9 protein-coding genes are annotated in these 17,152 nt (G+C 45.9%); 4 read left to right on the forward strand and 5 right to left on the reverse strand.

Annotation, left to right across the window (positions count from 1 at the left end; translation table 11 throughout):
- Window positions 1-58: 58 nt before the first annotated feature.
- From PRUB_RS16455 to PRUB_RS16465, 3 genes are all read left to right on the forward strand, one after another.
- Window positions 59-337, forward strand: a complete 279-nt coding sequence (locus PRUB_RS16455) for a peptidylprolyl isomerase (RefSeq protein ID WP_010382504.1) — start codon at window positions 59-61, stop codon at window positions 335-337.
- A 102-nt stretch (window positions 338-439) separates the two neighbouring features.
- Window positions 440-703 carry a GrxA family glutaredoxin gene (locus tag PRUB_RS16460; protein ID WP_010382505.1) on the forward strand — a complete coding sequence of 88 codons (264 nt, stop codon included), beginning with the start codon at window positions 440-442 and terminating at the stop codon, window positions 701-703.
- A 221-nt stretch (window positions 704-924) separates the two neighbouring features.
- Entirely contained in the window at window positions 925-2,760 is a 1,836-nt protein-coding gene (locus tag PRUB_RS16465) for a DEAD/DEAH box helicase (RefSeq protein WP_010382506.1), read from the forward strand.
- Between the two features lie 84 nt (window positions 2,761-2,844).
- Here PRUB_RS16465 and PRUB_RS16470 read toward each other — a convergent pair whose 3' ends face one another.
- Window positions 2,845-3,672, reverse strand: coding sequence for a M90 family metallopeptidase (locus tag PRUB_RS16470; RefSeq protein ID WP_010382507.1), 828 nt, complete (start codon window positions 3,670-3,672; stop codon window positions 2,845-2,847).
- A gap of 114 nt (window positions 3,673-3,786) precedes the next feature.
- On the opposite strand from PRUB_RS16470, the gene PRUB_RS16475 reads away from it, so the two are divergent.
- Complete coding sequence (locus tag PRUB_RS16475; RefSeq protein WP_010382508.1) at window positions 3,787-6,117, forward strand: helicase-related protein; 2,331 nt, start codon at window positions 3,787-3,789, stop codon at window positions 6,115-6,117.
- A 512-nt stretch (window positions 6,118-6,629) separates the two neighbouring features.
- On the opposite strand, the gene PRUB_RS16480 is transcribed toward PRUB_RS16475, so the two are convergent.
- The 4 genes from PRUB_RS16480 to PRUB_RS16495 form a co-directional block, all read right to left on the reverse strand.
- Window positions 6,630-6,869, reverse strand: coding sequence for a hypothetical protein (locus PRUB_RS16480; RefSeq protein WP_155946387.1), 240 nt, complete (start codon window positions 6,867-6,869; stop codon window positions 6,630-6,632).
- Window positions 6,870-7,560: 691 nt separating this feature from the next.
- On the reverse strand, window positions 7,561-10,383 hold the full coding sequence (locus tag PRUB_RS16485; protein WP_010382510.1) for a TonB-dependent receptor domain-containing protein: 2,823 nt from the start codon (window positions 10,381-10,383) through the stop codon (window positions 7,561-7,563).
- 482 nt (window positions 10,384-10,865) lie between these two features.
- Window positions 10,866-13,679 (reverse strand): TonB-dependent receptor, encoded by a 2,814-nt coding sequence (locus PRUB_RS16490; RefSeq protein WP_010382512.1) that lies wholly within the window; start codon window positions 13,677-13,679, stop codon window positions 10,866-10,868.
- Between the two features lie 480 nt (window positions 13,680-14,159).
- Window positions 14,160-16,799: a TonB-dependent receptor plug domain-containing protein gene (locus PRUB_RS16495; protein ID WP_010382515.1), complete on the reverse strand. Its 2,640-nt coding sequence runs from the start codon at window positions 16,797-16,799 to the stop codon at window positions 14,160-14,162.
- Window positions 16,800-17,152 lie beyond the last annotated feature (353 nt).

Here is a 17,152-nt window from a genome sequence, read left to right on the forward strand (position 1 = left end):
GCGTTTTCGGCCTTCTCCTTGCATGATCTGCGCCTTTGATTGTCCGGAGATCCTGCCCATGCCAAAAGCCTGCGCTTACCACATTTTAGTTAAAACCGAAAAAGAGTGCCTGGCTATTAAAGCCAAACTTGCCAAAGGCGGCGATTTTAACAAACTGGCCAAACAACACTCATTATGTCCATCGAAAAAACGGGGCGGTGATTTAGGCGAGTTCAATAAAGGCGACATGGTGAAAGCATTCGATGACGTGGTCTTTAAAAAGCCATTGTATGAAGTTCATGGCCCAGTCAAGACCAAGTTCGGTTATCACCTAATTAAAACCGTGTATCGCTCCTGAGGCATCATCGGTTTTCTCAATCACTGTCATCGGTTTTTGGCGGTTTCATTTTGTACGCAGGCCGATATACTGATCATCAAACAAAATGATTTGGAGAAACCGATGTTTACTGTAATTTTTGGCCGTGAAGGCTGCCCATACTGTGTCCGTGCTAAAGACCTGTCCGAACGTCTGACGACTGAACGTGACGATTTTAAATTTCGCTACATTGACATCATTAAAGAAGGCGTAAGCAAGGCCGATCTGGAAAAGTCCGCTGGCAAGCCTTGCCCGACGGTACCACAAATTTTTGTTGACCAAAGCCATATTGGCGGATTTACCGAGTTTGAAGCCTATGCCAAAGAAAATCTGGGCCTGTATCAGTAACACAGCCCCCTCATCAGTGCCTGAATCACCTTTAAACCGCCATTCAGGCATGATTTCCTCCTAAAAATAGCCACTTACCAGCCAATTTAACGAGCAAAAAAATAAATAAGTTTATTTTTTGACCAATATCAAACACCTACAAAATTAGTGCCAATTTATGCAAGCAATTGTTTTTTCTTTGCTGTACAATGCCGCCTCTTTTAACTTGTTGAGGCGCATTAATGTCAGAACCAGTCACGTTTGAATCTTTAGATCTTTCTCCTGCAATTTTGAAGGCAGTCGAAGAGCTGGGATATCAATCACCTTCTGAGATCCAGGCTCAATGTATACCGTTATTGCTAGAAAGAAAGGACGTGCTGGGACTAGCGCAGACGGGTACGGGCAAAACGGCGGCGTTCGCGTTGCCGCTATTAAACAATGTTGACGCATCCGTTAAGCAACCACAGATATTAGTATTGACTCCAACACGCGAGCTGGCTTTACAGGTCGCGGAAGCCTTCAACCAATACGCTAAATACACCAAAGGTGTTGAAGTATTGGCTCTGTATGGCGGACAAAGCTATGGCGTGCAGCTAAGCGCACTACGTCGTGGCGCACAAATCATTGTGGCAACACCGGGTCGTTTGATTGACCATATTAACCGTAAGACCATTGATTTGTCGGATCTGAAAGCCTTAGTGCTGGACGAAGCCGATGAGATGCTACGCATGGGCTTTATCGATGATGTTGAAAGCATCATGGAAAAAACACCAGTAGAGAAGCAAACCTGTTTGTTCTCAGCAACCATGCCAAAGCAGATCCAATCTATTTGTTCTAAGTATTTAGATAACGCAGAGCAAGTAAAAATCACACCACGTAATTCAACGGTTGACACCATTGAACAAGTTTACTGGCGTGCAACGACACATAAAAACAAAGCCATCGTACGCTTCTTAGAAGCGGAAGATTACGATGCGTCTATCGTGTTTGTTCGTACTCGTAACGATACTGTTCAGCTGGCTGAACTACTTGAGCGCGAAGGTTTCTCTGCGGCACCACTTAATGGTGACATGAACCAGCAAGCCCGTGAGCGCACAGTAGAGCGTCTGAAAAGTGGTCTGTTAGATATCGTTATCGCAACTGACGTTGCTGCACGTGGTCTGGACGTAGATCGTCTGAGCCTGGTTATCAACTACGATATCCCGCAAGATAGCGAAGCCTATGTTCACCGCATCGGTCGTACAGGTCGTGCTGGCCGTAAAGGTAAAGCTATCCTGTTTGTTAAAGGTAATGAGCGTTACCTGCTACGTAACATCATGCGCCACACTCGCTCAGACATCGAGCAAGTGGAACTGCCTAACGCGAAAGTTGTTGAGCAAAAGCGTATTGAAGCACTACAAAGCAAACTAAGCCTGGCGCTGGATCACAAAGACATTGAGTTCTTCAGTGAAGTGGCACAGGGCATGGCTGAAAAGCTGGAGCTGACTCAAACAGAGCTGTCCGCTGCACTACTGTGCCTGGCACAGCAGCAGTCTCCGCTGAAAGTTCAGGAAATCCAGGTACAACGTGAACGTCGTGAACGCGATGGTAACCGTGACGGCAACCGCGAGCGTCGTGGCGAACGTGGCGAGCGCAAAGGCAATGCACGTCGCAACACCGGTCCTATGGACACCTATCGTATCGAAGTAGGTCGTGAACATGGCGTACAGGTGAAGAACATTGTTGGTGCGATTGCCAACGAAGCTGATATCTCAAGCAAGTTTATCGGTGAAATCCGTTTGTTTGATGAGCACAGCACAGTGCAACTGCCTCAGGATATGCCTGCAGATACGCTGTCACACTTCCAGAGCGTTTACATTTGTCAGCGCCCAATGAAGATGACCAAGAGCACGCACCCGGCCGATCAGGGCAACGGTGGTGAGCGTCGTGGTGGCGAACGTCGTTCAGGCGGTCGTGATGAGCGTCGCTTTGAAGGTCGCAATGAAGGCCGTGGCGATCGCAAGCGCAGCTTTAAAGACCCACGTGGTGACAAGCGTGATAACAGACGCAAAGAGCGTGGTGAGATCAGCTTTTCATAATCTGATTTAGATAAAAAACCGCTTCAGTTGAAGCGGTTTTTTTATGTCTGAGCTTGATACATCTCAGCCAGGTGACGCACACCACTATTTGATCCAATCACGCGGATCAAAACGGTAGTAATCGCTCAGCAAATAGAATAACTCCGGATTTTCCTGCTTAAGTTGCAATGGCTTCTCAATAAACGTCTCTGTTATCACCGCAAAGAACTCAGCTTCGTTGGTAGCCCCATATTCGTGTACAACATGTGGCATGTGGTAGGCCAATTGCGTTTTTAACTGCTGATACGCCCGCGATAATACCTCTCCCCACTTTTTGTAACTCATCCCTTTTGGTAACCGGGGCGTCCCATTAGTCTGGCCTGTCTGTTGATCGAGCTGATGTGCAAATTCATGAAACACCAGATTATGACCATCTTCTGGCAAGCGGTTACCCTCAAGCACATCATGCCAGCTCAAGACCAGTGTGCCACCAGGCCAGGATTCGCCCTGCCGCACTACCGTGTGAAAACTCACCAGCCCCGCGCTGTCACGATTATTTTGCCCGGCATAATAACTGCTAGGGTATAACAAAATCTCTTTCACATTTGGGTACAGCGGCCAGCGTTGATTAAGCACCAGCAAACACGCATCTGCCGCAATGATCAATGCCATAGCCCGGTTGGTTTTCAATCCATCACGGCCAAGCAGCCGCTTTTCGCCTAAAAACCACACGATGTGCCGCTCCAGACGGGCCCGATCATGATCAGTCATATTGCGATAAATCGGCATATATCGCAGCAGTACCTGCCTGTCCAGCTCATTTAAAGTTTGCGCACTATATTTACGCTGCCAGTAAGCACGCTTGATGTCGTCGAGTCGCCAGTAAATGATACAAAATACCACCAGAGCGACGAGTAAACTGATTTCTGTCATTGATTAATACGCGTTGATATTTTATTCAGAGATGCGCACCACAGGCAGTCTTTTCAAGCAAGATTTGTTAAAATCCTCAACACTTTAAAAAATATCTAACAGTATCAAGCCCGTATGTCCTTGCCCATCGAACAGATTAAAGCCCAATTTTGTGATCATTTAGCCGCAGGCAACGTGATTGTTGCTGCCGCCACCGGCTCAGGAAAATCAACCCAACTCCCCGTCTGGGCCGCCCAGCAAGGCCGGGTCCTGGTGATCCAACCGCGACGTATTGCCTGCACGTCACTGGCTGAATACGTCGCCCAGCAACAAAGGTGTAAACTCGGTGAGCAGGTTGGCTATGCCATTCGTTTCGAAGGCGTGTTTAGTGACAACTCGCAAATCGTATTTGTCACACCCGGAGTGGCGTTACGCTGGTACTTCGACAATAAGCTAACCGACTTTGACACCGTCATGCTGGATGAATTCCATGAGCGACGCTGGGATATGGACCTGTTGCTTGCCATGCTGAAACAACAAGCTACGCATCACCTGATTGTGACCTCTGCCACTTTGTCAACGCAGCGGCTGGCCCGCTACCTGGATGCGCCATTACTGACCTCCAAAGGCAAGATGTTCGACGTGGAAGAGCGGTTTCTTGCCAAAGATATGCGCACTATGCCAAGTAAAGACAATCTCAGTGAAAGAGTTACGGCCGCCTGCGACTATGCTCTGCAACATACCAGTGGCGACATCCTGGTGTTCCTGCCCGGCAAAGGAGAGATAATCCAGTGTGCCGCTCAATGCAAATCGCTTGATGCGCTAATAGTCCCGTTATTTAGTGGCTGTGCGCCGGACGATCAGCAACGCGCTTTGCAACAACAACCCCGACAAAGGATCATTCTGGCTACCAATGTGGCTGAAACCTCACTGACCATACCCAATATTACCTGCGTGATTGACTCGGGCCTGGAACGACGCACTCATTTAAGAAATGGCAAAACAGTACTCGGTCTGGATGCAATCGGTAAAGATTCGGCTAAACAACGCCTGGGCCGGGCCGGACGCACTCAGGAAGGCCTCTGTCTGCGTCTGTACGGGCAATATGCACCGCTCATAGACAGTACCCCACCAGAAATACACAGAGAGGCTCTCACAGAGCTAGTATTGGCAGCTGGCTGTGCCACCGAGGGGATAGACACACTCAGTTTTATCGACCCCCTGCCTGCCAGCTCCGGGCAACGCGCACGCGACCTGCTCAGGAAAATAGGTGCACTGGACGAACATAGCCGTGCAACCGACCTTGGCAGACAGCTTTATCCCTTACCCATCGATGTCGAACTGGGCCATCTCATAACCTGTATGCCGGATAACCGTCTGCGTCAGGCGATGATCGATGCAGTGGCCGTTATGTCGGTACCGGCACGCGTATATCGGTTGCCAGCGCAAACGGAGCAACTCGAAGCACTCAGTAAAGCACTGCCCCACAACTGCGACCTGGAATTGGTGATTGCACTACTGCGTGGAAAAGCCCCTGGCGTACTGACTGAAGACGAGGCCATTCGTGAAGCCAGACAATTCAGCCAGCAACTCAGAGAAACCTTTTCGTTACCACCACTGGATAAAGCTGCCAGTTATGACAGAGATGCGCTACTGTGCGCTATTGCCTCTGCCCGCCCGGACTGGTTGTTTATTAAAAAGGATAACCGTCGCGGTGGTTTTGGTAATGGTTACAGTGAAGTGGTGCCAGCAAAAGAATCACGCATCTGTGACACTAGTGAAGCTATCCTGGTGTTAGATACCTATGCTCTGGCCGGAAAAGGTGTAAAGCAGGCAACCACTTTGGCTACCCTGGCAGCGCCTGTTTCGCGTGCATTGATCTCCCAATATGCACCAACAAACATCAGCCTTGAGCAGGCTTATCTGGAAGACGGCACGATATGGGCTGAGCTGACACATAGCTATGCGGGGACAGTACTAGCGCGTCAACAGCAGCTTGCTGAAGGACCGCATCTGATCCCTGCGTGTGTGAAACTGATCGAGCAAGCGCAGCTCTTCGATGGCGTCTGGCAACAAGTCAATACTATGCTGGACTACCAACACCTTTACCATCAGCATGAGCAAAGTGACTTACCGGTACTCCCCAGCGCAATCCAATGGCTAACACAAACCCTCATGGATTTAGGCATTGAAACACAGGATGACCTTGAATTAATTGAGGCACAGGATTTGTTTTATTTACCGCTAGAGACCTGGATTATTGAACCCTTTATGGAGAAGTACCCGCTAAAAGTCACTTTGCCTGAACTGACCATGCTGGTCACTTACAGCTTTACCGCCAAGCGTATTACCCTCGAATATGTGCATGGTGATCGCAAAGATGCGCCAAAGCGCTGGGAACTCCCTGCCTGGGCAGGATTTAAGATACGCTATAAAAAAGCCAGTAAAGTGGTGGATGTGAGGTAAATAGTTAAAATCCGACCTAAAATATTACACTACGAGGTTTTAGAGCATCTTGTAGCACACATCTAAAGCATGCCACTAACGGTAGTTTTACAACCACAGTGGCTTTTTAGTTTTAGTAGTTCAGGGCAGAATTTGCCTTGAGTAACGAGGTCAAAAAACCAAGTTTTCACTTGGCTCTTTGACGTCACTTGAACGTGTTGGTTGTACAAAAAAAACCTGAACTTTTCTATCAGCTGAAAGCTTTTAATTTCCGTCTCCGCCCGTAATCAAACCAACTCTTTGTGAAGTTCGGGCAGACTCCATACCGCGCTTAGCAGCCTCTTCTCTTTCCTTTTTTGTTGAACAATATACGTTTGGTATGTTGGAACCCAGACCTGTTACTTGCTTACACCGGTATCCATCATTGCTGGCTGTGCGGTCAGTAGACGTTGAATTACAACCTGAAAGCAATGCTATTGTCAGAAGGGAAAGTACTATTCTCATCATTATATCTCCTTTAACTAATTTTAATATCAACCATTTCCGCCACTAATAACACTCGTTTGCCGAGAGTTTCTTACTGCTTCTTTGGCTTTTTCACGAGCTTCTTGTCTCTCTTTTTTAGTAGAGCAGTAAGTACTCGGTATATTACTACCTAGCGAGCGAACTTGTTTACAGCGGTAATCAGTACCGGCTGTTTTATCAGACTTTGTAGTACTACATGCACTCATAAGAACCATAGCGAGTATCGAGCAAATCATTTTAAGCTTCATATTTCATCCTTTATCTATATCCCGAAGTGTAAAGCATTAAAACTTTAGCTAAAGCCATGACAAAAAAGACAGCACTAAAATTTAATACTACATACCTAATATAAATACAAGTAACCCGCGCTGTCAACATGAGTCACCAAACATTAATTTTTACATAATGAAAATGCATAACTCCCTCTAAATATAACAATGGATTGAGAGAAACCTACAAAAAAACATAATATTAATTCAAAGGACAAAATCATTAGTCAAATTAGACAAAGAGAGGTGGGTAATGCGAAGTCTGATGTTATCCCGGGCCAGAGTCCTGAGAGATGCATTTTATCGATAAAAGTGACATGAGACCATAAAGCTGAGTACGACTAACTCTATGTATTGGAGAGAGGAGAATTAAACAATAAATAGTTCTAAACTATTTCCAATATAATTAATCTCCATTTTATTAGTCTGGCGTAAATAAAAACAAATTCGTTCAACTGTTTACACCCCCATTTACTGCCCTAATATCTATATTTCTTTAAGCATTCAATGTAGAACATTGCAATAAACCAGCCAAACAATGCGACCAACCCTTATACCTGTTCGTAGACAGTTTTTTATAATTAAAACTTTTTAAAACACGCAGATATAAAAATGCCAGTCAGATAACCTGACTGGCATAGTGCTTTCGTTAAATGAGCTGTTTAACTCATTAGAAAGAGTAGTCTACGCTGATGTAATAAGTGCGTAGGAACTGATCATAGTAACGACCTTCGTAACCAACCAGGTGACCTTCAGGATCCGCCAGTGACATAGGTGGCTCTTTGTCCATCAGGTTATTGATACCAAACGTGATAGTTGTATCTTCAAAGCCACGATAATCTAGCTTATAGTCCGTCTTAACATAAGATGGAATGTGAAGTTGAACTCGCTCAGTAGTTGGGTTGCCTTCGCTGTCAAGTACAGGCTCATCAATAGTACCAACACTTACAGTCGTTGGCATATCTTCCCAGCCAGACTTATAGCTGAAGCGTAAAGTATGCGCGAAGTCACCGTGAGACAATGTATTCTGAACATTGATAACGTTGCGGAATACAACATCCTGATCTTCACCATAGCGGCCTAAGCTGCTTGTCCACTCGAAAGGAACAACACCTGGACGTGTGTACTCAGATTCAGTGATATAAGTACCCTGAACGACTGTTTTCAGTTCACCGAAAGACAACTCGTTTGTTAACATTACCTGCCAGTCAACACCAGCTGTAACACTTTCACCGATGTTAATTGGTGAGTTTCTCAGAGCAACTTCCTGAATACTTGGGTCAGAGCGGTTAGCTTCCAGGAAGAAGTAAGTTGGGAACTGGCTCGCGTTTGCGAACAAGTATGACTGATCTGGGTACTGAACCTGGTCTTCAATCTCTACTTTCCAGTAGTCCATTTGGAAAGTGAAATCTGTAGACGGCGAGTAAACGAAACCAAATGTGCTTTGCGTAGACTGCTCAGGTACTAGTGCTGCATTACCTTCGATGCTGTACTGGTACTGAGTGTTACCCGCTGGACAGAAGATCGCTTTTGGATCATTTGCCGCTAGTGGACAAGTGTAAGGTGAAGTTGTCACACCCCACGCTGACAATGGGCGAGCGATATCAGTTAGTGATGCCACTTTAAAGCCTGTACCGATTGAACCACGAAGTACTAGGTCATCAGTTGCATTGTAGCGGAAGCTGACTTTGTACGTGGTATCGTTTTCATCTTCACCAAGCGTCGTGCCATTCAGCGTATCGTCTACCGCACCAACGTTATCATAACGTAGCGCAACATTGAAGTTCAGGCTCTCAAGAACAGGGATCTGGAACTCTGTGAATAGGCCCCAAGATTGACGCTCTAGCTTATAGTCAAAGTCGCCACCGTTGTCACCAAAACGCTTATCAGAGATGTTTTCTGGAGAACGCGTATTTTCGTAGCTATTTTCACGGATATCCGCACCGTAACCTACATAAACTTCACCAGCAGGCAGTTCAAACAGAGGCTGAGACGCACGGAAGTCTAACGACACCAACTCGGTATTAGTCGTTGCTTCAGGTGCACGCCACTTAGTGCTTTCAAGTGCACTCATTGCGCCTTCATTAGCGATGAAATCTTCGTAAGTTGTGAAGATATCGATTTCGCCGGCAACGATTGCAGGTGCGAAAGTATCACCGTTGTAGTAACCATCCAGAATCGTTTCGTCACGTTCTGAAGTCGAGTAGACAAACGCCGTGTTGAAATCGATAGTGTCTAATAGAGTACCTTCAATACCACCCATGATGTTAAGCGCTTGAGCAGACCATTCGGTTGTACGGTTACCACCAGGCAAACCACGCCAAGTACCGCGGAACTCAGTAACCTTGCCTTTCTCATCTTCAGTCAAGTGTGGCTCAGCATACTTTGCAAACAATGGGCTATTAATACCAATGTTGATGAATCCTGTCGGCTCTGGAGCAATACGTGGAATCTGACTAAAGTCTGTGTAAGTTACTGTTGCAAAACCAGTTAGGTTATCTGAAATTGCAAGATCACCCTGCAACACTAGCGAGGTACGCTCTGTTTCCGGGTAAATTTCTAATGTGCTGGTGTAATCAAATACACAACGTGGATCACCAATAGGTTGCGCAGTATCAGGAGCACATGAACCACCTTCCTCTAGGTGCGGCGTAAACCATCTGAAGTATGAACCTTCAGTGATTGCACCCGTTTCAGGGTCACGACCACCAACTAGAATCTGGGCATTACCAGGGATAGAGTTCGCTGAACCATTGATATCGTAATATTGATTTTGATTGTGTTCGAACTCCAAGAAACCAGTCTTAGAAAACTCACGATCTTTTGAACGCATAGGGTCGGTAGAGTCATGAGTCACAGACGCTACGATGCTGAAACCATCTTGCTCAAAGTTACCGAAACCAGTCGTGAAGCTCAGGCTCATAGCTTCACCACCCTCTTCTTGAGGACGATCATAACGAACAGAAACTGTAGACTTATCTACTTCATCTTTAAGGATAAAGTTGATAACACCAGCGATTGCGTCAGAACCATATAGTGCAGAAGCACCGTCTGATAAAACCTCAACACGCTCAATAGCAGCCAGCGGAATAGTGTTCAAGTCAACAGTGTTAGATGAACCAAATGGTGCAATGCGTCGGCCATTTAGAAGCACCAAGGTGTAGTCATCATCCAGACCACGTAGTGCAGCTGTAGCTGTACCGGCACCGCCGCCACCTACAGAAGAAACAGGTGTTGTAAAGCCCTGCATTGATGGGATTTGAGCAACCAAATCAGGTACAGATGTTACACCAGTATTTTTGATGTCTTCTGCACTAAGAATGTTTACAGGCAGTGCACCAGCAAGGTCTGTACCCTTGATGCTTGAACCTGTTACTTCGATTTTCTCAATTTTCTCTTCTGACTCTTCTGCATTTACTGCAAAAGCTGTAGCAGATACTGCACCGTATACCAGTGCTAAGCGGACCGCTTTCGAGATCTTGCTATTTAACATTTGTTTTCTCCCTGGCTTTAAATAAGTCTTTTAAAGCATTGTTTTTATGTATTTTCTTGATTTTATATGGGTAACAAGTGCGTGCACTTTTAGCCATATTGGTGAAACATACTAATCGCATGAAAAACAAAAGGTCAACAACCTTTTTTAAAACGGAAACAAAAAACCCAAAAAAGAAACAAGAAAACACTATAAAAACAATGGGTTACAAGAATGAAATTATCTGACTCATATGTGTAGGGATTTCAGGGCCTTTATTCACGATAATTTGACGACTTTTTAATCACCTTGATGGGTTTTAGGCGGTCTATTCTGAGAATGAATAACAAAATTTGAACGGGGTTGGATCTAGACGAATGTGAGCATTTTATAAAAACCAATTGATGCATAAATTACAACAATAAAGGTTGCGAATATTTGCAACAAAAAAGCCCCTGCTCAGTGCAGGGGCTCATTAGTAGATTCTACTTAGTCAGGCAGAATTAGAATGTGTAATCTGCTTGTAGGTAGAAAGTACGACCATACGGGTCAGCATAACGCGGGTCGTAACCAACCTGGTGACCAGCTGCTGCGTTAAGAGTGAACGGAGGCTCTTTGTCGAACAGGTTCTTAATACCGAACGCGATGTTTGCATTGTCGCCCCAAGCGTAAGCAAGACGATAATCGAATGTCATGTAAACAGGAACGTGTTTCTGGATAACACTACCGTCTACTGCTGAATCCCAATCGTCAGCCTGAGCAACATAGAAGCTCACGTCTGCACTTGCATCAGTGTAACCGCTGCGCGCCTTAAGGTTCAGGCTGTGCGTGAAGTCGCCATGCGTTAATGTGTTGTTGAAGTTGATGATGTTACGGAAAGCAACTTCTTCATCTGTACCTACTTTACCAAGGCTAGTATCCCAAGTATCTGTAGTACCAACACGCAGGCTTTCGTCTTCGATTAAGTATGTACCCATCAGGCTAGACTTCAACTCACCAAATGAGAAGTTAGTTGTGAAATCAACGTGCCAGTCGATACCTGAAGTGCGAGATTCACCAACGTTACGCGCAGGCTGGATGATAGCTAGAACTGTATCACCTGTACCTCTGTCAACTTTAGTTGTGAACAACTCGTCGTAAGTTACCGGGTCGCCGAAGATTTGGTTCTGAGTCAGACGGCGAACTTCGTTCTCCATCTTGATGTTCCAGTAGTCGATACCAAAGCTTGTACCAGTGTCACCAGCCCACACGAAACCAAATGTGTACTGCTTAGATGTTTCAGGCTGAAGATCTTTTTCACCTTCACGGTATACGTCATATTGCAGTTTATCCTGGTGACAGTACTGCGCCTTTTCAGGAGCTAAGCCAGCCGGACAATCATATGGAGATGACGTTACACCGAACTCTAGACGTGGTGCAGCAATCTGACGCATGGTCGCAGCCTTGAAGCCAGTACCGTAGCTTGCACGTAGTAGCAATTCGTCAGTAGGACGGTAAGAAAGGCTGATCTTGTAAGTTGTGTCGTCAGCACTCTCGTTAACAGTCTGGTTACCAGTGCGTTTTGAATCAGTGATTTCACCGATTTCATCGTAACGTAGTGAACCAGTTACTTCTAAGTTCTCCAATACCGGCACGATTACCTCAGCAAATGCACCGTAGCTGTCACGCTCTAGGTCGAACTCAGTACCCGCAGATTCAAACAGAACAATCTCTGCATTTTGACCCGCACCATTGGTCAGTGAGTAGCTTGACTGGCGATAGTCGAAACCAACACCTAGGTATACAGTACCTGCATCCAGTTCTGCGATTGCGCCTGAAGTCTTACCTTCAATAGCAAGCAAATCAGTGTCTGTGGTATCCCAAAGGCCGTTAAACATAGTGTTTGCAACCATTTGGTTTTGCTCGTCAGACAGGTTTTCTGGTGCGTCAAAGATGTTAATCTGACCAGAAGTAACCAGTTCCATGAACTCTTTCTCTAGCGGGTAACCAGTAAGGCGAACTTGTTCGCGCTCTGCACCTGAGCTAGTGATAGCGAAATCATAAGACCACTCGTTGAATTCACCACGCAGACCAGCAACGATGTGAGACGTAGTTGCAGTCCACTCATCAGTACGGTTACCACCTGGAAGTACACGCCAGCGTGCTGACACACCACCTTCAACCATATCGGCTTTAACTGCATCAGGTAGGTGCGTAATGACGTTGTCTTGTACAAACTGGCTGTTTTCATCAAGAGAGAAACCACCAGTTGGGTATGGAGCGATACGCGTAATCATTTCAAACTTAGACGCAGACGCAGTTACATATGCTTCCATGTCGTCGTTAATTGCTGCAATCGCTTGTAGGAACAAGTTGTCACGCGTACTTTCTGGTTGAATTTCTAGCGTGCTGGTGTAGTCAAATTGACACGCGTTACCAGAAGGTGCACTTGTTGTGTGACATGAACCGTTTACTTCTTTGTACGGGTTCAGAGAGTAAGTTGTTGTTTTACGGTTGCCGTTGTCATCCAGTACAAACTCACCAGCATCATCACGCTGGTAGTACTTAACGTAAGCGTTACCTGGGATCGCGTTTGAAGAACCCGCGATTGCAACTAGGTTTTGACCTGCGTGCTCAAACTCAACGAAACCTGTTTTTGCGAAATCGCGGTCAACTGAGCGTAGGTTATCCTGCTCATCACGGCTATAGCTCACCATAACATTGAAGCCATCACTGTCCAGATCACCGAAACCTGTTGTGATAGAGAAGTTTGAGCTAGACGTGTCTGAAGGCTGGTCGTAACGCGCACTTACAGTAGTAGCTTGAACGTCATCTTTCAGAATGAAGTTAACAACACCCGCGATAGCGTCTGAACCGTATAGTGCAGAAGCACCATCTTTCAGAATTTCTACGCGCTTAATCGCAGATAGAGGAATTGAGTTGATGTCGATGCTCGAACCTGAATCCGAAGAAGCCATACGACGACCGTTAACCAGAACCAGCGTATATTCAGCACCAAGGTTACGAAGTGACGCAGTTTGAATACCACCACCGCCACCACCTACTGACTCACCAGCAGCTGTGAAACCCTGCATCGCAGGTAGGTTAGCAATAAGGTCTGGTACGCTAGTTACACCAGATTTTGCGATATCAGAAGCGTCGATTACATCGATAGGTAAAGCACCTTCTAGGTCTGTACGCTTGATAGCAGAACCGGTTACTTCAATCTTCTCGATTTTATCTTCGCCTTGTTCAGCATTGGCTGCGAACGCAGTTGCTGACACAGCACCAAACGCGATCGCTAAGCGAACCGCTTTTGTTACTTTGTTATTTAACATTGGATTCTCCCTGGACCATACAAGATGGTTATATTTATTTTTTGCGTTAACAAACGCTTTGTATTTTTACCAAAACGGTAACTTAGTGATGCATCTTAAACAACAACTAGACACTAGGTCAACACAGTCTGATGTGTTTTTTGCAATTACCTGTATAGGGAACGCTCGATATTAACAGTTTCTATATCATTTTATGATCTTTAATACATAGACAACCACATATTAAACATGAGGTTGTGAACAAAATGTTTGAAATGGGTACAATTTTTCCAACCCATCACATTGCGCTTGAAAACAACAGATTTTAGGGGAACAAGGGGAACTTACCGACTAGAAAGAGGTCGTTTTGTAATCAGAAAAGAGGCGGGCGAGACATGTTTAAAGCAGGTAAGGCTAGAATATCAGACCCGCAATAGGCTTAGGAATGAGGCAAAAAAAAGCCCCTGACGGGGCTTTTTACTGAATTAGTTCATCTGCAAATTAGAAGCTGATGTTATAACCCGCAAAGATTTCACGACCAATGTGGCCAGCGTTGTAAATTGCATAGTCTTCATAGAAACCTTGGCTATCGTAAACCACACCTTTGTCAAACAGGTTACGTGCACCCAGCGTGAACGTACCATAGCCATCGCTGTAGTACTTCATGTTTAGGTTGTGGGTTACATAGGTCGGAAGCGAACCATCATATACGTTGAACGGTTCTTGACCATCTACTTTAACAACAGACTGCGTCTCGTAAGTATCTGCAATGATGTCTGTCGTCCAGTTCACTGTGTAGTTATCAACTGCGTAGTTGATAGTAAACTGAGAACGCCACTCCGGTGTTTCCGGCGCGCCCTTCTCATCTTCACGAGGACCAGTAAAGTAGACATCTTCACCCACTTCTGTCAGCAATGTAGTTACATTTCTGAACTTAAAGTCACCAAACGAAGTTTCTAACTTGTAAGACAGGTCAATATCAAACCCTTTACGAGACATGGAAGCGCCGTTTGCATACTGAGTATATGCCTTTGAGATAACCCCATCAGCGTCGCGCTCGATGCCAACATATGAGTATCTTGCCTGAACTTCGTCAAGCTTACCGGCGTTTTCAATGTGAACCAGATCCTGAGCAGTAATGATTGAGATGACATTGTCGATTTCAAGCTCAAAGTAATCAACTTTGATTGAGACATCTTCAAAGCCAGAGTAAACCACACCCAGGTTCATATAGGTTGATTCTTCCGGACCAAGCTGGTCATTACCCTTGCGCATCTCACTGACTGCAACCGTGCTACATTTGATAGCAGGCGTACCTTGAGCTGCACAGCTTACGTAGTCAGTCACGCGCGGACTGCCTTTAGAATCTTTTGCATTCAGCTCTTTCAAAGATGGCGCACGGAAGCCTTCTGAGTATGATGCACGAAGTAAAAGATCATCCATAGGACGATAGTCCAGTTTCACACTTGGGTTACCTTCACCACCAAAGTCACTGTAATCGTCGTAACGATATGCAGCGCTTAGTGTCAGGTTATCAAGTAGTGGGAAAGCCACCTCGTAGAATACCGCCGTGACATCACGCTCACCGGCACCTGAGCCGCCAGCGTCACCGCCTATCAGGCCAGCTTCGTTTTGCGCATCGTAACGCTGATCCAAAGTCATATCGAAGTATTCTGCGCCCACATAATGTGAAATCGCACCGGCTTCTAGTTCACCCAGCTCAAAGCCAAGACCTGCAAATAGGTGATCCAGTTCACTCTGGCTTTCAGTGTAGGTGGTGGCACGCATATTCGCTTTACCCTCTTCAGAGTCAAGTGAAATGTCGTTCAGAATATTGTGCGACAAACCAGCTACACTCAGGTAGTAACGACCAGCTGTACGGTAGTCTAGCTTAGCTTTATGGTAAGACACTTCCCACTCAGCAGTATCGCCAAACATGCCTTTCAGGCCAAGGGTATAATCCTGCTGATAGTCCGTCACTTCACCATCGCGATTACCGGTCTGATACCAGCGGAAAAATCCGTTTGCTTCTTCACCTGTTGGGTTAAGCGGGTAGTCTGCCGCCATCTTGTCCAAATAATCCGCAGGTGGCGCATAACGGCCAAACGAATCATTACGGCTGAACATAGCGCGTGCATATAGCTCTAATTCATCGGTCAGCTCATAGTTAACGCTGGCCATCGCTGAATCGCGCTTGGTCGATGCCATGTTGGCTGAAACATCGGCATGAGCATAAGCACAAACTTCACCACCACCAACACCACCTAGGTTGCTACCTTGGTCAAGCACACCGACAAAACCAGGTACCGTTTTCGTTAGTTCATCACATTTAGGCGAGGCGATGTAACCTCCACCAGAAGTCTTTTTGAATGTTTCACCATAGTAGCTGATACCTACTGTCTCGTCGTAAATAGAGATTAGGCCATCACCATTTTTATCTTCCATAGACGCTGCTGTATAGCTACGGTCACGAGAGAAGATTGGGTTACGCTGCTGGTGGTCGTAAACAAAGGTAATGTTGCCTTTGTCAGAGCTTACACCAAATGCCATCGACATTTGCTTGGTGTCAGCACCTTCTGCTTCAGGGCGGCCAACCTGAATATCGAAAGACACACCTTCGAAGTCTTTTTTCAGGATAACGTTGATAACACCGGCAATGGCGTCAGAACCATAGATAGCTGAAGCGCCGTCTTTCAGAATTTCAATGCGCTCTACCGCCGCCATCGGGATTGAGCTCAGGTTAGCACCGCCACCATTCAGTGAAGGAGAGCTACCCATACGCTTGCCGTCGATCAGTACCAGAGTACGACCAGCACCAGCGCCCAGCAAGCTCACTGTCGATTGAGACTGACCGCTGTTACCTGAGCTTGGGATAACAGAACCAAAGCTGTTAGAAGTCACACTTTGTAGTGCTTCGGCCACAGAGACACGGCCCTGACCTTCGAATTCAGCGGTTGAGATTACTTCAACCGGGCTTGCACCTTCCATGTCGACACGCTTGATACGCGAGCCTGTGATTTCAATGCGTTCTACTTTTTCAGCACCTTCCTGAGCAGTTGCAGACTGTGCGATCACAGCCGTAGACGCAGCACCAAATGCCAGTGCTAAACGCACGGCCTTAGTTACTTTAGTGTTCAACATGTGTTTTCTCCCTGGGCTTACACGTGGCGGTAAGCATGAGTATTGTTGGTATTTATAACGAGCTTGCCGAGTAGATTTCAGCAGTCTCTGAATTTTCGCGACGGATACTAATCGCGACCTGTGTTAAGCGTCAAACCACCCAGACTTAACAGACAAGAACACCAAAAAAACAATAGAAACCCACGCTTTTAACAGGGTTTTAAAGTTAATTACCACTCACTTCAAAATAAATGTGTTTTTTAATTGAATTCACATGAGAGCTGTACACAAAGAACACAAGGACCAATATCAGGAAAGAAATGCAAGTCGCATTTTAGTTAAAAAAAATATTTTTAAATTTGGTTTGTTTGCTG

The organism is Pseudoalteromonas rubra, assembly GCF_000238295.3.
Taxonomy (GTDB): Bacteria; Pseudomonadota; Gammaproteobacteria; order Enterobacterales; family Alteromonadaceae; genus Pseudoalteromonas; species Pseudoalteromonas rubra.